This is a genomic window from Streptomyces sp. NPDC024632 (genome assembly GCF_055559175.1).
Window position 1 is genome coordinate 237,869 of sequence record NZ_JBVHLD010000003.1, and the last position, 20,281, is coordinate 258,149.

A 20,281-nucleotide genomic window follows, 5' to 3' on the forward strand; every position below is an offset into this window, starting at 1 on the left:
GAACCGTCCCGGGGCCGCGCCCCCGGAAAGACCGGCGCGCCGCCCAGCGCAGAGGAACCGCCCGAGGCCGCGCCCCTGAAGACCGGCCCACCGCCCGCCGCGAAAGAACCGTCCAGGACGGGACCCTACGGGGGCACCGTACGCCGCGAAGGGCCCTACCCTGACGGGTAGTCAGGTGTGAGGGAGGGGGACGTCATGAGCTGGACGGCGGAAAGCGTTCCGGACCAGTCCGGAAGGACGGCCGTGGTGACGGGCGCGAACACCGGCATCGGTTACTGCACGGCCAGGGAACTGGCCCGCCGCGGCGCCCGCGTGACGCTGGCGTGCCGGGACGCGGAGCGCGCGACGGCGGCGCTGAAGCGCCTCCAGGCCGAAGTGCCCAACGCCCAGGCCGTGTTCAGGCCGCTGGACCTGGCCGACCTGGGAAGCGTGCGGGCGTTCGCGGAGGCGTACGAGGAGCCGTCGCTGGACCTGCTGGTCAACAACGCCGGGGTGATGGCACTACCGTACGGCCTGACGTACGACGGTTTCGAGAAGCAGTTCGGGGTGAACCACCTGGGGCACTTCGCGCTGACGGGCCTGCTGCTGCCACGACTGCGGGCGGCGGACCGCGGGGCCCGGATCGTCGTGGTGTCGAGCGTGGCGCACGTGCTGGCCGGGGTGCGTCTCGGCGACCTCAACGCGACCCGCGGGTACCGCCGTTGGACGGCGTACGGCCAGTCGAAGAGCGCGAATCTGCTCTTCGTGCACGAGCTGTCGCGGCGGCTCGCGGCGGCCGGTTCGGGGATCGTGGCCGCGGCGGCGCACCCCGGTTACGCGGCGACGGACCTGCACACGCGCGGGGCGCTGATGGAGGGCCGCAGGGGCGTGGAGCGCGTCTACGTCTTCGGCAACCGGCTGCTGGCGCAGTCGGCCGAGCGCGGGGCGCTGCCCACGCTCTACGCGGCGACGGCGCCCGGTGTCGCCCCCGACTCCTTCACCGGCCCGCGCGCGCCGGGCCTGCGCGGCGCGCCCGCCCGCGCCTGGCGGCTGCCCAGGACCCGTGACGACGTGACCGGCGAGCTGCTGTGGGAGGCGTCGGAGCGGCTGACGGGGGTCACGTACGCCCTGTGAGCCGCCGGGCGCGACCCCGGACCGGCCGTACCAACTCACCTATGTCGAGCGCACGTTCGGCTCATGGAATCGCCGAGCGCGGGTACCCGGCACTTCAGGAGGTGACGCGGTCATGGCGATCAGTGGTGCTGCGGGACGTATGCCCTGGTGGGCGCGGACAGCTATCGGAGTGGTCGTACTCGCGCTGCTGTTCCTGTTGCTCGGCAAGGCCAATCTGCTGCCCGGTATACCGAATCCGTTCGCGGAGAAGGACAAGGACCGCAGCGGTCCCGTCCTGTTGAAGTCCATCCAGGACATGAACCGCTTCGAGGGCGCGAGCGGCAACTTCGAGGTCGTCGTCGACCTGGAGAAGGACGCCAAATTCCTGCCGTCCGCGGTGCGCGGCAAGCGCACGCTGTACGTCGGCGCGGGCAGCGTTGACGCGTACGTCGATCTCGGTTCCGTCGGCAACGACGCGGTGAAGGTCTCCGCCGACCGCAAGTCCGCGACGATCCGCCTGCCGCACGCGGCACTTGAGCGGACCTCGCTGGACACCAAGCATTCCTACGTCGTCTCGCAGCAGCGCGGCTTCTTCGACCGGATCGGCGACTTCTTCGGCGACAACCCGGGCAACGCCCAGCAGCTCAACGAGCTGGCCGCGCAGAAGATCCAGGACGCCGCCAAGCAGACCGAGTTGGGCGCGCGGGCCGAGACCAACACCAAATTCATGCTGGAGCACCTGCTGACCTCGCTCGGCTTCGAGCACGTGAACGTCGTCTTCGGCCCGCCCCCGAAGACCGCCCCGACGCCCAGCGGCAGCGCGACTCCCACCACGGCCAGCCCCACGTCCTCCTGACCCCGTCTCAAACGGTCGCCAGGTCCGCACCGCTACGGTGCGGCCCAGGCGACCTTCTTTGTGCTCATCGCGGGTGCGCGCCTCGGATCGTGGGCGTGGGACGCCGCAGCGCCGGCATGGCCGGGCCGTGCCCCGGCGTACGTGAAAGCGCCGGGGGCGGCGCTTCCGCACGAAGCGTCGCCCCCGGCGGGGTGGGGTCGGGAACGGGTCGCCGGTCGGTGAGGGTGCCCCCAGGGCAAGGGGCGTCCGGCGGCGGTCCGGGCCCGGCCCGGTCAGGTGGTCGGCGTGGGGGGACGGGCGGCGGCGCGGCCGGCCTCCAGGCGGGCGACGGGGATGCGGAAGGGCGAGCAGGAGACGTAGTCGAGCCCGACGTCGTGGAAGAAGTGGACGGACTCGGGGTCGCCGCCGTGCTCGCCGCAGATGCCGAGCTTGAGGCCGGGGCGGGTGGCGCGGCCGGCCTCGCAGGCGGAGCGGACCAGTGCGCCGACGCCGTCGCGGTCGATGGTCTCGAACGGGGAGACGCCGAAGATGCCCTTCTCCAGGTAGGCGGTGAAGAAGGACGCCTCGACGTCGTCGCGGGAGAAGCCCCACACGGTCTGGGTGAGGTCGTTGGTGCCGAAGGAGAAGAACTCGGCGGCCTCCGCGATCTGACCGGCCGTCAGCGCGGCGCGCGGCAGCTCGATCATCGTGCCGATGGCCATGCCGAGCGAGGCGCCGGTGGCCGCCTCGACCTCGGCGATGACGCGGTCGGCCTCCTCGCGGACGATCTCCAGTTCCTGCACGGTGCCGACCAGCGGGATCATCACCTCGGGGCGCGGGTCGCCCTTGACGGACTTGCGGTGCGCCGCCGCCTCCGCGATGGCCCGTACCTGCATGGCGAACAGGCCGGGGATGACCAGGCCGAGGCGTACGCCGCGCAGGCCCAGCATCGGGTTCTGCTCATGGAGCTTGTGGACGGCCTGGAGCAGCCGCAGGTCGTTCTCGTTGGCGTCCCTGCGGGACTCGGCGAGCGCGACCCGTACCGACAACTCCGTGATGTCGGGCAGGAATTCGTGCAGCGGCGGGTCCAGCAGCCGTACGGTCACCGGCAGTCCGTCCATCGACTCGAACAACTCGATGAAGTCGGCCTTTTGCAGCGGCAGCAGCGCGCCGAGCGCCTCTTCCCGCTCGGTGTCGGTGTCGGCGAGGACCAGTCGCTCGACCAGCTCGCGGCGCTCGCCGAGGAACATGTGCTCGGTACGGCACAGGCCGATGCCCTGCGCGCCGAAGCGGCGGGCGCGGTTGGCGTCCTCGGCGTTGTCGGCGTTGGCGCGTACTTGCAGCCGGCGGACCCGGTCGGCATACGCCATGATCCGGTGCACCGCCTGGACGAGTCCGTCGGCCTCGTCGGCCCCCGCGTGCATGCGGCCCTCGAAGTACTCGACCACCGGGGACGGTACGACGGGCACCTCGCCGACGTACACCTTGCCCGAGGAGCCGTCGATCGAGATGAGGTCGCCCTCCTCTATCACCACGCCCCCCGGCGCGGTCAGCCGTCGCCGCTTGGTGTCGACCTCCAGCTCCTCTGCGCCGCACACGCAGGTCTTGCCCATCCCGCGGGCGACGACGGCGGCGTGCGAGGTCTTGCCGCCGCGGCTGGTGAGGATGCCCTCGGCGGCGATCATGCCGTTGAGGTCGTCGGGGTTGGTCTCGCGGCGGATCAGGATGACCTTCTCGCCGGACCGCGACCACTTGACGGCGGTGTACGAGTCGAAGACCGCCTTGCCGACGGCGGCGCCGGGCGAGGCCGCGATGCCCCAGCCGATCCGGCGTACGTTCCCGCTGTCGGCGACCGTGTCGTCGAAGCGCGGGAACATGAGCTGCGCCAACTGCGCGCCGTTGACCCGTTGCAGCGCCTCCGCCTCGCTGATCAGGCCCTGGTCGACGAGCTGGGTGGCGATCCTGAAGGCCGCCGCCGCGGTCCGCTTGCCGACCCGGGTCTGGAGCATCCACAGCTTGCCGCGCTCGATGGTGAACTCGATGTCGCACAGGTCGCGGTAGTGCGTCTCCAGCGTCTCCATGATCGAGATGAGCTGGTCGTACGACGCCTTGTCGATGCCTTCGAGGTCGGCGAGCGGCACGGTGTTGCGGATACCGGCGACGACGTCCTCGCCCTGGGCGTTCTGCAAATAGTCGCCGTACGTCCCCTGGTGGCCGCTGGCCGGGTCGCGGGTGAAGGCGACGCCGGTGCCGGAGTCAGGGCCGAGGTTGCCGAAGACCATCGAGCAGACGGTGACGGCGGTGCCCAGGTCGCCGGGGATACGTTCCTGGCGGCGGTAGAGCTTGGCGCGCTCGGTGTTCCAGGAGTCGAAGACCGCGCGCACGGCGAGGTCCATCTGCTCGCGCGGCTCCTGCGGGAAGTCCCGGCCGGCCTCCTTGGCGACGATCGCCTTGAAGTCGTCCACGAGCTGTCGCAGATCGGCCGCGTCCAGACCGAGGTCGCTGTCCGCGCCCTTGTGCCGCTTGGCCTCGTCCAGCGCGTCCTCGAAGAGGTCGCCGTCCACACCGAGCACGGTCTTGCCGAACATCTGCACAAGACGCCGGTAGGAGTCCCACGCGAAGCGCTCGTTGCCCGCCTGCTGGGCGAGCCCGGCGACCGACGCGTCGGACAGGCCGATGTTGAGGACGGTGTCCATCATGCCGGGCATGGAGAACTTCGCGCCCGAGCGGACCGAGACCAGCAGCGGGTCGTCCGGCTGGCCGAGCTTCTTGCCCATCCGCTGTTCCAGCGCGTCGAGGTGCGCACTCACCTCGTCGCGCAGCGCGGAGGGTTCCGCGCCGGTTTCCAGATAGACCCTGCACGCCTCGGTGGTGATGGTGAAACCCGGAGGGACGGGCAGGCCGAGGTTGGTCATCTCGGCGAGGTTCGCTCCCTTGCCGCCGAGCAGGTCCTTGAGGTCTTTGTTGCCCTCAGTGAAGTCGTAGACGAACTTCTGCTTCTTCTGTCGTGCCGACACGGGACTCGACTCCTCGCGACCGGGATGCCCTGACGGCGGGGAGCGTACCCAGGTCGAAGGCGCCGCAGTGCGTCCATGACCTCGACACACGGCGGTAACCGCCCGTCTGCCGGTGTCTCCCGTGCGGGGGGCTCGCCGACCGGTGTTCGCGCTCCGTTCACGAGTCGAACGGACGGTTTCACTCCGGTGGTCGCTTCGGCGACTCGGTCTACGGAGCGTCACGTGGCGCCGTGCCGCGTGGACACAGCGGGGGTGGCACCGCGTGCCATGCTTTCGGAAGGTGCGACACCCCTCTTCGCGCTCGTTTGAGCGCAAGCCCTATCAACCGTGGCGCGAATCACGCCTCGCGTCTCACATGCTGGACGGCGGCCAGGGCCCGCTCCGGCCGTGCGCGGCCGGCGTTCCCGGACGGTTAGCCGCCCGAGGTGTCGGATTCGGCGTCCTCCGTGAGCACGGCGCAGTCGTACGGGTCGTTGAGCCAGCCGTCCGGGAGGACGACCCGCTTGCCGGGGGCGGTACGGCCGCGCGGGCCGTCGGCGTGCGCGGGCCAGGACTGGGTGAGGTCGAGGCCGCCGAGGTGCTCGTCCATCTCGGCCAGCGACGAGGCCGTGGCCAGCGCCCGGCGCGCGTCCGAGCCGACCGAGAAGCCCTTGGTGTACCAGGGCACGTGCTTGCGGAAGTCGACGACACCGCGTGCCTCGTCCCCGATCCACTCCCCCAGCAGCTCCGCGTGCCGCCGCATCACCCGCGCGACCTGCCCGAAGTCGGGGGTGGCGGGCGCGGCGCCGCCCTCGAAGGCGGCGACCAGGTCGCCGAAGAGCCAGGGCCGCCCGAGGCACCCCCGGCCGACCACGACGCCGTCGCAGCCGGTCTCCCGCATCATCCGTACCGCGTCGTCCGCGCACCAGATGTCGCCGTTGCCGAGCACCGGGATCTCGGGCACGTGCTCCTTGAGCCGCGCGATGGCGTCCCAGTCGGCGGTGCCGCCGTAGTGCTGGGCGGCGGTGCGGCCGTGCAGCGCGACCGCCGTCACGCCCTCCTCCACCGCGATCCGGCCCGCGTCGAGATACGTGAGGTGGTCGTCGTCGATGCCCTTGCGCATCTTGATGGTGACCGGCAGGTCGCCCGCGTTGCCGACCGCCTCGCGCAGGATCGCCCGCAGCAGATTGCGCTTGAACGGCAGCGCGGACCCGCCGCCCTTGCGGGTCACCTTCGGCACCGGGCAGCCGAAGTTGAGGTCGATGTGGTCGGCCAGGTCCTCGTCCACGATCATCCGCACGGCCTTGCCGACGGTCGCCGGGTCGACACCGTAGAGCTGGATGGAGCGCGGTGTCTCCGAGGCGTCGAAGTGGATGAGGTGCATGGTCTTCTCATTGCGCTCGACCAGCGCGCGCGTCGTGATCATCTCGCTGACGAACAGCCCCTTTCCGCCGCTGAACTCGCGGCAGAGCGTGCGGAAGGGCGCGTTGGTGATGCCCGCCATCGGGGCGAGCACGACCGGCGGCCACACGGCGTGCGGGCCGATCCGGAGGGTTTCCGGGCGGGTGAGCGTGGCGGCGTCAGCGGTCATGCCGTCCATTGTCGCGTACTCGCGCACGGCCCTCGGCCGAGATTGGTTGTACGATCAAAATGATTCTGGTCGTACAATCGTTGGTGTCAGCACCTATGACGCCGCCCCGTACCGGCGACGAGCGCCAAGAACCGACAAGAGGAGCCCGGACGCATGCCTGAGCTGACGCACCGGCGTCGGATGCTCATCCTGGGGATCTGCTGCATGAGCCTGCTGATCGTCAGCCTGGACAACACGATCCTGAACGTGGCGCTGCCGTCGATGAGGCGGGACTTCCACGCCTCCGTCTCCGGCCTCCAGTGGACGATCGACGCGTATCTGGTGGTGATCGCCTCACTGCTGCTGCTCTCCGGCTCCACGGCCGACCGACTCGGCCGGAAGAAGATCTTCCGGATCGGGCTGGTCTTCTTCACGCTCGGTTCGCTGCTGTGCAGCCTCGCGCCCGGTCTCGGCTGGCTGATCGCCTTCCGGATGATCCAGGCGGTCGGCGGCTCGATGCTCAACCCGGTGGCGATGTCGATCATCACCAACACCTTCACCGACGCCCGCGAACGGGCCCGCGCCATCGGCGTGTGGGGCGGTGTCGTCGGGATCACCATGGCGGCCGGACCGATCGTCGGCGGCGCGCTGGTGGAGACCGTCGGCTGGCGGTCGATCTTCTGGATCAACCTGCCGGTGGGCGTGCTCGCCCTGATCCTCACCTCGCGCTACATCCCCGAGTCCCGCGCGCCCCGGCCGCGCCGCGTCGACCCGGTCGGCCAGGTGCTGGTCATCGCGCTGCTGGGCTCGCTCACCTACGGCATCATCGAGGGCTCGGGCGCGGGCTGGACCTCCCCGCTGATCGTCGGCTGCTTCGTCGTCACGGTGCTCGCGCTGCTCGGCCTGACGCGGTACGAGAAGCGGCGCACCGACCCGCTGATCGACGTGCGCTTCTTCCGCAGCGCGCCCTTCAGCGGCGCGACCCTCATCGCGGTCAGCGGCTTCGCCGCGCTCGGCGGCTTCCTCTTCCTCAACACCCTCTACCTCCAGGACGACCGGGGCCTGTCCGCCCTCGACGCCGGGCTCTACATGCTGCCGATGGCCGTGATGTGCCTGGTCTTCGCGCCGCTGTCCGGGCGGCTGGTCGCCTCGCGCGGCCCGCGCCTGCCGCTGATGCTCGCCGGTCTCACCATGACGGCCAGCGGCGTGATCTTCGCGGTGCTGGACGCCGAGTCGTCCAACGCCCTGCTGTTCACCTCCTACGTCCTGTTCGGCATCGGCTTCGGCCTGGTCAACGCCCCGATCACCAACACCGCCGTGTCCGGCATGCCCCGCGCCCAGGCCGGGGTCGCGGCGGCCGTGGCGTCCACCAGCCGCCAGATCGGCCAGTCGCTGGGCGTCGCCGTGATCGGCGCCGCGCTGGCCGCCGGAATGCCGACCACCGCCTGGTGGATCATCTCGGGCTGCGGCGCCTCCGTCCTGCTCATCGGTACGCTCACCACCGGACGCTGGGCCCGCGGTACGGCCGAACGCGCGGCCGACCTGCTCGTGCCCGAAGAAGACGACACCCCCCGAATCCCGGTGAGCACCTCATGACGACGACGCCAGAAGCCACGAGTTCCGTCGGTACGGTCTCCGGTCCTACGGTCTCCGCCGGTCGTACGGCCTCCGCCGACGCTGTCTCCGTTGACGCTGTCACCGTTGACGCTGTCACCGGCGGCGGGGAAACCTGCCGCACGGACGCGACCGGCCCGGCGGACGCCGCCGATGCCACCGCGGAGCGGATCTGGCGCAATCTGCGCACCTACGTACTGGAGCGCAACGAGCGCCGCAAGGAGACCTCGGAAGCGCTGGGCATGAGCTTCTTCCGGGTCAAGGTGCTGCGCCGGGTCGCCGCTTCTCCCGCCCGGCTCAGCGAGTTGGCGGCCGAGCTCTCCTCCGACCGCCCGTACACGACGCTGGTGGTGGACGACCTCGCCAAGCGCGGTCTGGTCGAGCGGCACGAACACCCCGCGGACCGGCGCTCCAAGATCGTGACGGCCACCGCCGAGGGCCACGCCGCCGCGGATCGCGCCAACGCCATCATGGGCGCCCCGCCGGAGTCGCTGAGCGCTCTGTCGGCCGCCGATCTGACGGCGCTCGACCGCATCGTGGCGGCCCTGGCGGCCCAGGACTGAGCCCGCCTCGACCACCGCTTCGACCGCGGCTTCAGCCGCCGCCGCGGCCACCGTTTCAGCCGCCGCCTCGACCGGCCGACTGTCCCTGTCCCCGAGGGGGTGATGGTCTAAGGTCTGGACGGTGACGCCAGAAGCCGATGACCGCGCTGCCGAGGAGGCCAGGCCCGCGTTCCCCACCGAGCGCCGACGGGCCCTGGTGGAGCTGCTCAGGGAGCGGCGCAGGCTGACCGTCGTCGAGATCTCGGAGCGGTTCCAGGTCACCGCGGAGACGGTGCGCAGGGACCTGGTGGAGCTGGAGCAGACCGGCGCGCTGCGCCGGGTGCACGGCGGCGCGATCCTGCTGGACAACGAGCACGGCATCCCCGGTCTCGCCCAGCGCACCCGGATCATGGCCGAGGAGAAGACGGCGATCGGCGCGGCGGCGCTCGCGCACATGCCGACCGGCGGCGCGGTGCTCATCGACGCGGGCAGCACCACCGGACGGCTCGCCGATCTCTACGCAGGCGGGCCGCAGTTGGTGGTGATGACCAACTCACTGCCCATCGCCGTCACGATGACCGGCAAGCCGGGCGCGGCCGTCTACACGACCGGCGGGCGCGTCCGCAACGACACGCTCGCCGAGGTCGAGATGCTGACGCTGCGGGCGCTGGACGAGGTCAAGGTCGACGTCGCGTTCCTGGGCACCTCGGGGATAACGGTGGACCACGGCTTCTCCACCTCGGACGTCTCCGAGAGCGCCGTCAAGCGGACGATGATGGCCTCCGCCCGGCGGGTCGTGGTGCTGTGCGACCACTCGAAGATCGGCACCGCGCTGTTCTCCCGTTTCGCGCCCGTGGACGGCCCCGACCTGCTGATCACCGACTCGGGAATTAGCGCCACGCAGCTCGCGGAACTGCGCGGCGCCGGCCTTGAGGTGCAGGTGGCCGAGCCGGTCTGACGTCGTCACGGCGTGGCCCGCACAGCCGTCGCCCGCCGAACCGTCGCCCGCTCAACCGTCGCCCGCTCAACCGTCGCCCTCCTGACCGTCCCCCCTTAACTGTCTTAACCGTCGTCGCCGTCCTTCACCGCCCGGCCGTCGGACGCGTCGAGCGCGGACGCGAGCAGTTGGGCCAGGTGGACCGCTCCGGCGCCGGCCGCGAGGTCGTCGATCTGGGTGCGGCAGGAGAATCCGTCGGCCAGCACCGGGCCGGTGCGCTCCGCCGTCTCCAGCGCGGGCAGCAGCGCGGTCCGCGCGACGGCCACCGAGACGTCGTAATGGCCGCGCTCCACACCGAAGTTGCCCGCGAGCCCGCAGCAGCCGCCGACCGCCGTGACGTCGGCGCCCGCCGTGCGCAGCAGTTCCTCGTCCGCCCGCCAGCCCATCACCGCCCGCTGGTGGCAGTGCGGTTGGGCGACGGTCCGGACGCCCGACAGGTCCGGGGGGCTCCAGCCGGGCGTACGGCTGAGCAACTCGGCCAGGGTGACGGTGAGATCGGCCACCCGCCGCGCCCTGGGGTCGTCGGGCAACAGCTCGACGCCGTCCCGGCGCAGCACGGACGTGCACGACGGTTCGAGGCCGACGATGGGCACACCGTCGGCGACGGCCGGCTCAAGTGCCGTGTACGTACGGCGCAGTTGTCGGCGCGCGCCGTCGAGCTGGCCGGTGGAGATCCAGGTCAGCCCGCAGCAGACCTGACGGCCGGTCAACTCGACGGCGTATCCGGCCTGTTCCAGTACGCGAACGGCCGCCGTGCCGACCTCGGGCGAGAACGACTGGGTGAAGCTGTCCACCCACAGCAGCACGCGGGGGCGGGACGTGCGCGGGCCTCGGGCGTCGCGGGCGTCGCGGAAGGACGCCCGGAAGGTGCGGCGGGCGAAGCGGGGCAGCCCGCGCCGTCCGTCGATTCCGCCGAGCCGCTTGACCAGCGCGCCGACCCACCGGTTGCCGAGCAGCGCGTTGCTGACACCGGCCAGCCGGGTGGCGAGCCCGGCGGTGCGCGGCAGCCAGCCCAGCGAGTAGTGCGTCACCGGGCGGAGCCTGCGCCGGTAGCGCTGGTGCAGCACCTCCGCCTTGTACGTGGCCATGTCGACGCCCGCCGGGCAGTCGCTCGAACACGCCTTGCACGACAGGCACAGGTCCAGTGCCTCGTGCACCGCCGGGTCGGCCCAGCCGCCGTCCACCAGGTCGCCCCTGATCATCTCCTGGAGCAGCCGGGCCCGGCCGCGGGTGGAGTGCCGCTCCTCCCCCGTCGCGAGGTACGACGGGCACATCGCGCCGCCCGAGGTCGTGAGGTCGGCGCGGCACTTGCCGACCCCGACGCAGCGGTGGACGGCGCGGGTGAGGTCGCCGGAGTCGTGCGGGTAGGCGAACGCGCCGGTGACGACGGGCAGTTGCGGCCGGACCCGCAGGTCGGCGTCGAGCGGCGCCGGGTCGACCAGCACACCGGGGTTGAGCAGGGCGCCGGGGTCCCAGACCGCCTTGACCGCGGCGGCGGCGCCCAGCGCGGCGGGCGAGTACATCCGGGCGAGCAGTTCGCCGCGGGCGCGGCCGTCGCCGTGCTCGCCCGACATCGAGCCGCCGTGCGCGGCCACCAGGTCGGCGGCGTCCTCGAGGAACGCCCGCATCCGGGCCGCGCCGCCCTCGTCCCGCAGACCGAAGTCGAAGCGGCCGTGCACACAGCCGTCGCCGAAGTGCCCGTACAGCAGGCCGTCGTAGTGGTGCTGCCCGAGCAGCGCGTCCAGGTCCCGCAGGTAGGCCCCGAGCCGTTCCGGCGGTACGGCGGCGTCCTCCCAGCCGGGCCAGGCGTCGGCCCCGCCGGGCGTGCGGCCCGCCAGGCCCACCCCGTCGGTACGAATCCGCCACAGCGCGGCGATCCGGCCCGGGTCGGTCACCACCTGGCCGTCCACCGCGCCGGACGCGGCCAGTACGGCGCGGGCCGCGTGCTCCGCCTCCGCGAGGCTCGCGCCGCCGGTCTCCACCAGCAGCCAGCCCGCGCCGCGCGGCAGCGCGGGCACGGCGGCGGCCCCCTTACGGCGGACCACGACCTCGACCAGCCGCCGGTCCATGCCCTCGACGGCCAGCGGGCCCAGGGCCACCAGCGCCGGGGTCGCGTCGGCGGCGGAGGGCATGTCGGGGAAGCCGAGCACCGCGAGCGCGCGGGCCGCGGGCGCGGGCACCAGCCGTACGGTGGCGTCGAGCACCAGCGCCAGGGTGCCTTCCGAGCCGACGAGCGAACTCATCACGTCGAAGCCGCGCTCGGGCAGCAGCGCGTCCAGCGCGTAGCCGGACGCCTGGCGCGGGAAGCGGCCGTACTCGGTCCGCAGGACGGCCAGGTGCGCGTCGGCCGTCTGCCGCAGCCGGGTGTTCAACTCCGCGTCCGACGTGCCGTGCTGATCGGCCGTCACCTGGCGGCCGTCGGCCAGCAGCAGCCGGGCGGACACCACATTGTCACGGGTGTTGCCCCAGGCCACGGCGTGCGCGCCGCAGGCGTTGTTGCCGATCATCCCGCCGATGGTGCAGCGGTCCGCGGTCGACGGGTCGGGTCCGAGCAGCAGGCCGTGCGGCGCGGCCTCGCGCTGGAGGCGGGCCTGGACGGTACCGGCGCCCACGGTCGCGGTACGGCGCTCGGGGTCGATCTCGGCGACCGCGTCGAGCGCGGTGAGGTCGAGGACGACGCCGGGGCCGATCGCGTTGCCCGCGACCGAGGTTCCGGCGCCGCGTGCCACCACGGACAGCCCGAGCCGGTGGCAGTGGGCGACGGTGTCGACGGCGTGCGCCGCCGACTCCGCGCGCACCACGGCGACCGGGGGCACCCGGTAGTTGGACGCGTCGGAGGAGTACAGCGCACGGGTGCCCGCGTCCAACCGCACGCTGGGGCCGAGCAGTTCACGCAGGCGGCGGGCGCCGCCCGCCGCGTCGCCCGGCCCGTGGGGTGCGTTCGGCTTGTCCATCGCGTTCGTTCCGTTCCTGTCGTCGCTTCCCCGCCGCGTCCGGACGGCGGGGCCACGAGGTCGTCGCCGCGAGGTCGTGTCCCGCCGCCGTCACCACGACGGCGGCACCCCGCGGCCGGCGGGGCGTCGGTACCGGTCCCGCCCACCTCTCCGGCGCCGCCCGCTGCCCCGTCACGCGGCGGAGTCCCGGTCGGCGGCGAGGTGCCCGCGCCGGTCGTCGGGCGGGCCGTCCTCGTAGTAGACCGCCTCGGCCGGGCAGACCGGCTCCCACGCGCCGCGGTCCACCCGCTCGTCCGGGTGGATGTACGGCGCCCGCGCGCCGTCGCCTGCGCGGTCGGCCGGGCGTTTTCGCCGGTGCGCGCCGTGTCGGGCGCGGCGGCGCACGCGCGTCCGGTCACTCGTCGGCCAGGACATTCGTCGGCCAGGACACTCGTTGGCCAGGTCGTTCGTCGGCCAGGTCGTTCGTCGGCCAGGACATTGGGCCGACCGGCCGCTCCCCCCTTGGTGCGGCCGGTCGGCCTCCCCCGGGCCCGCGGACGTGGCGGCTTCCCCTCCGCGCCCGCCCGCGGGCCGGTCATGACGCGCTGCCGGGCGCTGACGCCTGGTACACGCTCTTGGTCCAGGTGAAGAAGTCCACGGCGGTCTGTCCCTGCTCGCGGTAGGTGTTGGTGGAGGAGTCGCCGACCCCGCCGAAGGGGACGTTCAGCTCGACCCCGCTGGTCGGCCGGTTCACCTTGATCACTCCGGCCCGCACCTCGGCGCTGAACCGGTGCACGGTGTCCAGGTCGTTGGTGACCACACCGGCCGTCAGGCCGAAGCGGGAGTCGTTGACCAGGTCGATGGCCTGGTCGAGGCCCGTGGCGTCGAGCACCGCGACCACCGGGCCGAAGACCTCCTCCTGGGCGACGGTGTCGGCGGGCCGCACGCCGGTCAGCACCGTGGGGCCGAACAGCAGGCCGTCCGGGTCCGCGCCGCCGACCACGGTCCTGGCCCCCTCGGCCAGGGCCTTGTCCACGTAGCCCAGATCGGTGGCGAGTTGGGCGCCGCTGACCACAGGGCCCATCCGTACGCCGTCGGTCAGTCCGTCGCCGGGCCGGTAGGCCGCGGCCTCCTCCCGCAGGGCGTCGAGGAAGGCGTCCTTGACGCCCGGCAGGCAGATCACCCGGCTGGTCGCGGTGCACGCCTGGCCGGTGAGGCCGAAGCCGCCCGCGGCGACGATGCGCGGCCACCGCGGCGTCGGCGTCGTCGCAGACCACGACGGCGTTCTTGCCGCCGAGTTCGAGCTGCACCCGGATGCGGCGCGGCGCGGCGGCGGTGTAGATGCCCGCGCCGACGCCCACCGAGCCGGTGAAGGTGACCGCGTCGATCCGCGGCGACGCGACGAGTTGGGCACCGATCCGGGCGCCGGAGCCGGTCAGCAGGGTGAACACCCCGTCGGGCAGGCCGGCTTCCTGGAGCACCCTGGCCAGGTGCCAGGCGCCCGCGGGGGCTATCTGGGCGGGTTTGAGCACCACCGCGTTGCCGCTGACCAGGGCGGGCGCGGACTTCCAGGCGGGGATGGCGATCGGGAAGTTCCAGGGGGTGATGACCGCGACCGCGCCCAGCGGTTCGCGTCGGCTGTAGACCAGGTCGGTGCCCGCGGCCGAGGGGTACGTCGTGCCGCCGATCCGCCAGCCCTCGCTGCCGTGGAAGCGCAGGATGTCGGCGGCCCGCGCGACCTCGCCGCGCGCCTCCGCGAGGGTCTTGCCCTCCTCGCGGGTGATGTCCCGGGCGGCCTCGTCCGCGCGGTCGTCGAGGAGCGCGGCGGCCCGCTCCAGAATCCGGCCGCGGGCGGGGGCCGGGGTGCGTCCCCAGTCGCGGGCGGCGGCGTGGGCGGCGTCCAGCGCGCGCTCCACGGTGGCGGCGTCGAGGTCCGCGCTGAGGCTGACCCGCTGACCGGGGACGGCCGGATTGTCCCGTACCGCCGTCGGGGCGCCGGTCCATCGCCCGCCCACCAGGGACTGAATCTCCAGGACGTCCATGCTGTCGGTCATCTCCTGTGGTTCTCAAGGCCGTTGGGGCCGTCGGAAGTCGTCGGTGGCATCGGGTCCTCGGTGGCGTCGGATCGTCGGTGGCGTCGGGTCCTCGGTGGCCCCGGTGGCCCCGGCGCCGTCAGCTCCTTCGGGTCGTACGGGTCCCCGCGTCACTTCAGCGCGAGGGCGTTGGCGGTGGAGCCCGCCGCGCCGGTGAGGTGGAGCGGGGCCGCGGTGAACAGCCCCTCGTGGACGCCGTCCTGGGCGCAGTCCTCTGCCAGGGCGGCGAGGTCGAACAATTCGCCCACCGCGAGGCCCAGTTCGGCGATCAGCGTGTGGTGCAGGAAGGTCTCGGGCCCGCTCATGTCGAACGGCATGGCCTCCACCGCGGGGCAGTCGGCCGCGACCGCGGACAGCTCCAGGCCGCGCAGCCACCGTCTGGTCTCCTGATCGACGGCCAGGCCCGGCGAGGCGAAGAAGCCCTCCGCCGCCAGCGCCTCGCGCGCCGCCCGGTCCAGCCCCTCGTACCACCGGGTCCAGCCGAAGTGCAGCAACAGGACGTCGCCGGGCCGCGGTTGAGTGCCCTGCGCGGCGAGCGCGGCCGTCACGTCGGCCGCGGTGTAGGCGACCCGGCGGGAGCAGTCGCCGCCGTGCCGCCCATGTCCGACCAGGTCGGCCAGGACGAAGCGGCCCGCGATGCCGCGCCGCGCCCAGTGCTCGATGCCCAGCGGCCCCGCCGCCGCCGCCGCGATGTCGGCGGCCCGGTGGCCGCCGTAATAGGTGCCGTCGGGGCCGCGCACGTGCGCCAGCCCGTCCCACTGCGAGGACCCCTGCGGGTAGAAGGAGTCGAGGCGGTCGTCGAAGCCGTTGCCGAGGTCGATACGGGTGTGCGTGTGGCGGCCCCTGCCGAGGATCGGCGGGTCGGGCAGGGCCAGGTCCCAGTTGAGCGAGAAGACCCGGCCCCGGGTCACCAGCGCGGCAGCGTCCCTGACCCGCTCGGGCGTCTGCCGCGCCACGGCGCCCAGTTCGCCGACGACGGCCTCGGCGGTGCCGGTGGTGCCGGTGGTGCCAGTGAGGGCCGACGCACCCGAAGCCGAGTCGTGCACGGCCGACGTACCCGAAGCCGAGTCGTACGCATCCGACGTACCCGAAACCCCGGCCGTCGAAGCCGAGGCCGCACCGGATGTCCCGTCCGCCCGGCCCCCGTCGGGCTCCTCGCCCCGCGTGCCGGTCATGACGCGTCCACCGAGATCATGGCCTTCATGGCCACCCTGCCCGCCGCCGCGTCGGCCAGCGCCTTCGGCCCCTCCTCCAGCGCGTAGTGGTCGGAGACCAGGTCGTCGACCTCGACCGCGCCGCTGGAGACCAGCTCGATGGCGCGCGGCCAGGTGTGGGCGTAGCGGTGGACGGTGGTGAGGGTGAGTTCGCGGTAGCGGATCAGGGTGGACGACAGCGTGATCGTCGGCGCGGCGGGCACTCCGACCAGTACGGCCCGGCCGCGCGGCCGCAGCCGTGTCATCCCGTCGTCCAGCGCGGTGGGCGCGCCCGAGCACTCCAGGTAGCAGTCGAGGTCGGCGGCCACGTCCTGGAAGGCGGTGCCGGGGTCGGCGCCGACGTGAGCGGTCTCCACGCCGGGCGTGGAGTGCGCGAGCCGGGCCAGTCGGCGCTCGTCGACATCCGCGACGATCACCCGGCCCGCCTTCTCGGCCAGGGCCACCCGCGCCACCAGGGTGCCGATCGGGCCCGCGCCCGCGATGAGCACCTGCTCGCCGGGGAGTACGGCGGCCCGGCCGACGGCCCATACGGCCACCGACAGCGGTTCGAGCAGGGCCGCCCGCGTGGCGGTCATCGCGGCGGGGACGGCGTGCACCGCGCGGCGCGGCAGCACCACCCGCTCGCGCGCCAGCCCGGCGTGCGGCGGCATCCCGAGGAAGCGCATCCGCGCGCAGAGGTTGTACGTACCGGCCAGGCACTCGCGGCACCGGCCGCACCACAGGCCGGGTTCGACGGCGACCAGGTCGCCGGGGGCGAGGTCGGTCACCCGGTCACCGGTCTCCAGGACGGTGCCGGACGCCTCGTGGCCGAGCACGTGCGGCCCGGTGAGCCGGAAGGCGCCGATCCGCCCGTGCGCGTAGAAGTGGGTGTCCGAGCCGCAGAGGCCGACCCGCGCGACCGCGACGCGTACGTCGTCGGCGCCGAGCGCTTCCTCGTCGGTCTCGCCGAGCGCCGCGTCATGGGCGCCCCGCAGGGTGAGAGCACGCATCACGCCACCTCCGCGGCATCGCTCGCGTGCGCGAGCGGATCGGTGAGGTCCGGCGGATCGGGTTCGCCGGAGGGTTCGAGGGTCGGTTCGAGGCCGAGGAAGTCCGCGGTCGGCCCGAGTTGGTGGAGGAGCATGTGGACGCCGGGCACGACCGTGCATCCCGCGCGCCGCGCGTGGTCGAGCAGCCGGGTCCTGGCGGGCTTCATGATGATGTCGCTGACGGCCGTGGCGGGGCTGAGCGCGGCGAGGTCGACGGGCAGCGGATCGGCGGCGCGCATGCCGACCGAGGTGGTGTTGACCAGGACGTCGACGTCGGCGACGGAGTCCCGCTCGCGCACCTCGCAGCGCACGGCCGGGTAGTGGCGGCCGACCTGCTCGGCCAGGGCGACGGCGCGGGCGGTGGTCCGGTTGCGGACGGCCAGGTGCGAGACGCCCGCGGCGGCCAGCGCCATGGCGACGGCGCGCGCGCTGCCGCCCGCGCCGAGCAGCAGCACCCGCGCGCCCTCCAGCCGCACCCCGTGCGCGCGCAGCCCCGCGACCAGGCCGGGGCCGTCGTACTGCCCGCCGAGCAGCCGCCCGTCGGGCAGCCTGCGGATGACGTTGCTCGCCCCGGCCCTGACGGCGTCCTCGGTGAGGTCGTCGAGGAGCCCGGCGATGTGCTCCTTGTGCGGCATGGTGACCCCGATGCCCGCCAGGTTCTTCCAGGCGCGCGCCGCGGCGACCGCCTGCGCCAGGTCCTCGACCCCGACCTGGTACGGCACCACGGCCGCGTCGATGCCGCGCTGGCGGAAGAAGCGGTTCATCACCTCGGGCGTGCGCACATGGGCCACCGGGTCGGCGAAGTGCGCGTAGATCCGGGTGTGCCCGGTGATGGGGTGGGACGTCATGATGCGGTGAACTCCGTCCAGTCGTCGATCCAGGTGCCGAGGTCGGGGATGAGTCCGCAGGCCAGCGCCGCCATCCGGGCGGCGCCGCAGGCGCCGGCCTCGGCGCCGACGGGCAGCCGGACCGAGCCGAGCACGCGGGCGCGGACGGCCCTGATGTAGCCGGACGTGTACCAGCCGCCCGCGGCGATCAGCGCGTTGCCGGGGCCGCCGAGCGCGTCGAGCAGGCCGATCGCGTCGCGGCAGCGCCAGGAGGTCAGTTCGACCAGGACGGCCCACGCCTCGGCGTCCGGCAGTCCGTGGAGGGCGGCCACCACGGCGGCCGGGTCGAGCGGGGCCATCGGCCGGGCCGCGCTGCCGAGGGTGACGGCGAATTCGGCCGCGCGGCCGGTCGCGGGCAGGCGGGCCGCGGCCCTGCCGAGCGCGTCGACGTCGGCGAGGGTCCGTTCGGCACCGAGCCGGTCGTCGAGCAGGGCACGCAGCAGGCGTCCGGTGCCGAGGACGCCGAAGAGGTAGTCGCGGCCGGGGACGATGTGCGGGCCGCGCTCGAATCCGGCGGCCACCGCCCGGGTCAGCGGGCCGGGGTCCTTGGCGGCGGGCCGGGAGCGGATCAGCGCCTCCCCGGTGCCGAGGCTGTCGAAGCAGTCGTCGGGGTGTACGGCCCCGGCGCCGATCGCGCCCGCCAGGTGGTCGTGGCCCGCGACGGTGACGACCGCGCCGCCGACCAGCGGCAGACCGGCCCGCGCGGTGCCGGTGGGCGACCCGGCGGGCAGCAGTTCCGGCATCGCGGCGGGGTCGAGCCCCGCCCGGTGCACGCCGTGCTTCCACCACTCGCGGGCGGTGACGTCCATGAAGCCGCTGCGCGCGGCGAGCGACCACTCGGCGGTGGCCCGGCCGCCCGCCCAATGGGCGGCCCACTCCGGTACGTTCAGCCAGCTCACGGCCTTGCCGGTCGGGCCGGACCTCGTACCGGAAGCGGTGGACGTAACCGTCCGGGGCCCGGCGGACGACGCCGACCGTCCGTCCAGTCGGGGCAGCAGCCACGCCACCTTGACGGCCGAGGCGCGGGTGGTGGGCCGCAGGCCGGTGGTGGCGGTGAAGCCGTCGCCCTGTTCGGCGAGGAGAGCGGCCAGTTCGTCCGCCCCGCTGGTGTCGAACCAGGCCACGGCCGGTGCGACGGGTGTGCCGTCGGCGGCGAGCGCGTACCCCGCCTCGGCCATGCCCGCGAAGCCGACGGCGAGCGCGTGGCGGCCGGGCAGGCGGTCGGCGAGCTGCCGGAAGAGGCCGTCCAGCGCGCCGGACAGGTCCTCGTGCCCGAGCACCGTCGTCCCGGCGGCGAGCCGCCACGGGGTGTCGGCCCTGACCACCGCCAGCTCGTGGCCGCGCTCGTCGGTGGCGCACACCTTCACCGTGGTGGTGCCGATGTCCACGCCGACGACGCATGCCGTCCTTGCCATCACAGCCTCCTCAGCCGAAGATCCGGAATCCGCCGCTTTGTCCTGTCTACCGGTCGCGCGCCCGTCCGTACGGCCACGGCACGGTCCGGTCAGCGCGCCGCGCTCGGCACGTCCTCTCCGAGCGAGTACGCGGTGACCAGCCGTCGCAGCCGGCCGGCGATCGAGGCGACCACCTGCTCCTCGTCGAGGTCCCCGCGGAGATAGCCGTCGAAGGCGTCGATCCACAGGCTGCGGCCGATGGCGAAGCCGATGTAGCCGTCCACCCCGCGGATCTGCCGCACCCACTCCGCGACCGCGTCCATGTCCGCGCCGCCGCCGAGCAGCACCAGGGAGGTCGGGTACGGCGCCCCGGCCCGGCAGTGGTCGGCGACCACCGCGTAGTCGGCCTCGGCGGCCAGCGGCTCCAGCTTCCACACGTGCGGCCACACGCCCGCGTCCTGGTACTCCGAGACCGTCCGCAGCAGCAGTTCCGTGTGGTGCGCGCGCTGCCAGCGCTCCTTGTCGCCGCCTTCCGCGGCGAGTTGCGCGTCGGTCGGCGGGACCAGCATCTCCAGCATGAAGGGCCGCCGGTTGGCCTGGCACCAGTCGAGCACCTGGCGGGCGCGGGCGGTCTGCCGGGCCCTGCGCCCGGCGGGCAGTTCGGGGTTGTGCACGATGAGCGCCTTGACCATGTCCGGGCCGAGCGCGTCCAGGCGGGCGGCGAAGTCGTCGCCGCCGGTGAGGACGAACTCGCCGGTGTTGATGTCGAAGACCGGGGACCGGCTCTCCTCGACGGGCAGCACCAGGCAGCAACCGGCCTCCCGCACGCGGGGGATGGTCCGTTCGCCGTACTCCTCGTCTATCAGCACCCCGAGGTTGGCCGGGTCGGTGCCGCCTTCGGCGATCGTGCGGACCAGCGCGTCGAAGGCCAGGTCCTTCACCCGGCCGAACGCCTCCCGGCGTTCGGCGGCCGGCACCGCGTCACCGAACAGCCCGCGCATCACCGCCCGGTGGTCCATGGCCAGGACCAGGAGCGGATGGGGGACGTCAGTCATCGTGTGTCCTTTCGAGAGGGGGTGGGGCAGC

The 20,281-nt window shown here is 73.4% G+C and carries 15 protein-coding genes and 1 pseudogene; 5 read left to right on the forward strand and 11 right to left on the reverse strand.

The window, feature by feature from the left end; translation table 11 throughout:
• Nucleotides 1-195: 195 nt before the first annotated feature.
• The gene (locus ACZ37P_RS08380) at nt 196-1,113 is read left to right on the forward strand and encodes an oxidoreductase (protein ID WP_467345589.1); all 918 of its coding nucleotides are present in this window, start codon (nt 196-198) and stop codon (nt 1,111-1,113) included.
• Between the two features lie 112 nt (nt 1,114-1,225).
• On the forward strand, nt 1,226-1,948 hold the full coding sequence (locus ACZ37P_RS08385; protein ID WP_355344680.1) for a DUF4230 domain-containing protein: 723 nt from the start codon (nt 1,226-1,228) through the stop codon (nt 1,946-1,948).
• Between the two features lie 272 nt (nt 1,949-2,220).
• On the opposite strand, the gene ppdK is transcribed toward ACZ37P_RS08385, so the two are convergent.
• Both ppdK and dusB read right to left on the reverse strand, forming a co-directional pair.
• On the reverse strand, nt 2,221-4,944 hold the full coding sequence (gene ppdK, locus ACZ37P_RS08390) for a pyruvate, phosphate dikinase (protein ID WP_355344623.1): 2,724 nt from the start codon (nt 4,942-4,944) through the stop codon (nt 2,221-2,223).
• A gap of 412 nt (nt 4,945-5,356) precedes the next feature.
• Nucleotides 5,357-6,514 (reverse strand): tRNA dihydrouridine synthase DusB, encoded by a 1,158-nt coding sequence (gene dusB, locus ACZ37P_RS08395; protein WP_402712285.1) that lies wholly within the window; start codon nt 6,512-6,514, stop codon nt 5,357-5,359.
• 153 nt (nt 6,515-6,667) lie between these two features.
• Here dusB and ACZ37P_RS08400 point away from each other — a divergent pair, with 153 nt between their 5' ends.
• From ACZ37P_RS08400 to ACZ37P_RS08410, 3 genes are all read left to right on the forward strand, one after another.
• Nucleotides 6,668-8,089, forward strand: a complete 1,422-nt coding sequence (locus ACZ37P_RS08400; RefSeq protein ID WP_467345592.1) for an MFS transporter — start codon at nt 6,668-6,670, stop codon at nt 8,087-8,089.
• A complete protein-coding gene (locus ACZ37P_RS08405; protein ID WP_467345594.1) occupies nt 8,086-8,670 on the forward strand; it encodes a MarR family winged helix-turn-helix transcriptional regulator in 585 nt (194 codons plus the stop codon). Before ACZ37P_RS08400 ends, ACZ37P_RS08405 begins: the two co-directional genes overlap by 4 nt.
• Before the next feature lie 121 nt (nt 8,671-8,791).
• The gene (locus ACZ37P_RS08410) at nt 8,792-9,607 is read left to right on the forward strand and encodes a DeoR/GlpR family DNA-binding transcription regulator (protein WP_391047428.1); all 816 of its coding nucleotides are present in this window, start codon (nt 8,792-8,794) and stop codon (nt 9,605-9,607) included.
• 104 nt (nt 9,608-9,711) lie between these two features.
• Here ACZ37P_RS08410 and ACZ37P_RS08415 read toward each other — a convergent pair whose 3' ends face one another.
• The 9 genes and pseudogenes from ACZ37P_RS08415 to ACZ37P_RS08455 form a co-directional block, all read right to left on the reverse strand.
• The gene (locus ACZ37P_RS08415) at nt 9,712-12,600 is read right to left on the reverse strand and encodes an FAD-binding and (Fe-S)-binding domain-containing protein (protein ID WP_467345597.1); all 2,889 of its coding nucleotides are present in this window, start codon (nt 12,598-12,600) and stop codon (nt 9,712-9,714) included.
• 171 nt (nt 12,601-12,771) lie between these two features.
• On the reverse strand, nt 12,772-13,014 hold the full coding sequence (locus ACZ37P_RS08420) for a 4Fe-4S dicluster domain-containing protein (protein ID WP_467345599.1): 243 nt from the start codon (nt 13,012-13,014) through the stop codon (nt 12,772-12,774).
• A gap of 160 nt (nt 13,015-13,174) precedes the next feature.
• Entirely contained in the window at nt 13,175-13,762 is a 588-nt protein-coding gene (locus ACZ37P_RS08425) for an aldehyde dehydrogenase family protein (RefSeq protein WP_467345601.1), read from the reverse strand.
• 118 nt (nt 13,763-13,880) lie between these two features.
• Nucleotides 13,881-14,633 (reverse strand): annotated as a pseudogene (locus ACZ37P_RS08430) (aldehyde dehydrogenase family protein); the annotation flags it as partial.
• 149 nt (nt 14,634-14,782) lie between these two features.
• Nucleotides 14,783-15,847 carry a cyclase family protein gene (locus tag ACZ37P_RS08435; RefSeq protein WP_467345603.1) on the reverse strand — a complete coding sequence of 355 codons (1,065 nt, stop codon included), beginning with the start codon at nt 15,845-15,847 and terminating at the stop codon, nt 14,783-14,785.
• Nucleotides 15,844-16,875, reverse strand: a complete 1,032-nt coding sequence (locus ACZ37P_RS08440) for an alcohol dehydrogenase catalytic domain-containing protein (protein ID WP_355344599.1) — start codon at nt 16,873-16,875, stop codon at nt 15,844-15,846. The genes ACZ37P_RS08435 and ACZ37P_RS08440 overlap by 4 nt, the downstream gene beginning before the upstream one ends.
• Nucleotides 16,875-17,762, reverse strand: coding sequence for a shikimate dehydrogenase family protein (locus tag ACZ37P_RS08445; protein ID WP_391160242.1), 888 nt, complete (start codon nt 17,760-17,762; stop codon nt 16,875-16,877). The genes ACZ37P_RS08440 and ACZ37P_RS08445 overlap by 1 nt, the downstream gene beginning before the upstream one ends.
• A complete protein-coding gene (locus tag ACZ37P_RS08450; RefSeq protein WP_467345605.1) occupies nt 17,759-19,216 on the reverse strand; it encodes an FGGY family carbohydrate kinase in 1,458 nt (485 codons plus the stop codon). The genes ACZ37P_RS08445 and ACZ37P_RS08450 overlap by 4 nt, the downstream gene beginning before the upstream one ends.
• Before the next feature lie 89 nt (nt 19,217-19,305).
• On the reverse strand, nt 19,306-20,250 hold the full coding sequence (locus tag ACZ37P_RS08455; RefSeq protein ID WP_391047442.1) for a 2-deoxy-5-keto-D-gluconate 6-phosphate aldolase domain-containing protein: 945 nt from the start codon (nt 20,248-20,250) through the stop codon (nt 19,306-19,308).
• Nucleotides 20,251-20,281 lie beyond the last annotated feature (31 nt).

Bases quoted from the DNA above. Each gene is read 5' to 3' on its own strand.
- ACZ37P_RS08400 (WP_467345592.1), top strand. From the start codon at position 6,668: ATGCCTGAGCTGACGCACCGGCGTCGGATGCTCATCCTGGGGATCTGC.
- ACZ37P_RS08455 (WP_391047442.1), bottom strand. From the start codon at position 20,250: ATGACTGACGTCCCCCATCCGCTCCTGGTCCTGGCCATGGACCACCGG.
- ACZ37P_RS08420 (WP_467345599.1), bottom strand. From the start codon at position 13,014: ATGTCCTGGCCGACGAGTGACCGGACGCGCGTGCGCCGCCGCGCCCGA.
- ACZ37P_RS08450 (WP_467345605.1), bottom strand. From the start codon at position 19,216: ATGGCAAGGACGGCATGCGTCGTCGGCGTGGACATCGGCACCACCACG.
- ACZ37P_RS08380 (WP_467345589.1), top strand. From the start codon at position 196: ATGAGCTGGACGGCGGAAAGCGTTCCGGACCAGTCCGGAAGGACGGCC.
- ACZ37P_RS08435 (WP_467345603.1), bottom strand. From the start codon at position 15,847: ATGACCGGCACGCGGGGCGAGGAGCCCGACGGGGGCCGGGCGGACGGG.
- dusB (WP_402712285.1), bottom strand. From the start codon at position 6,514: ATGACCGCTGACGCCGCCACGCTCACCCGCCCGGAAACCCTCCGGATC.
- ACZ37P_RS08405 (WP_467345594.1), top strand. From the start codon at position 8,086: ATGACGACGACGCCAGAAGCCACGAGTTCCGTCGGTACGGTCTCCGGT.
- ACZ37P_RS08385 (WP_355344680.1), top strand. From the start codon at position 1,226: ATGGCGATCAGTGGTGCTGCGGGACGTATGCCCTGGTGGGCGCGGACA.
- ACZ37P_RS08415 (WP_467345597.1), bottom strand. From the start codon at position 12,600: ATGGACAAGCCGAACGCACCCCACGGGCCGGGCGACGCGGCGGGCGGC.
- ACZ37P_RS08445 (WP_391160242.1), bottom strand. From the start codon at position 17,762: ATGACGTCCCACCCCATCACCGGGCACACCCGGATCTACGCGCACTTC.
- ACZ37P_RS08440 (WP_355344599.1), bottom strand. From the start codon at position 16,875: ATGCGTGCTCTCACCCTGCGGGGCGCCCATGACGCGGCGCTCGGCGAG.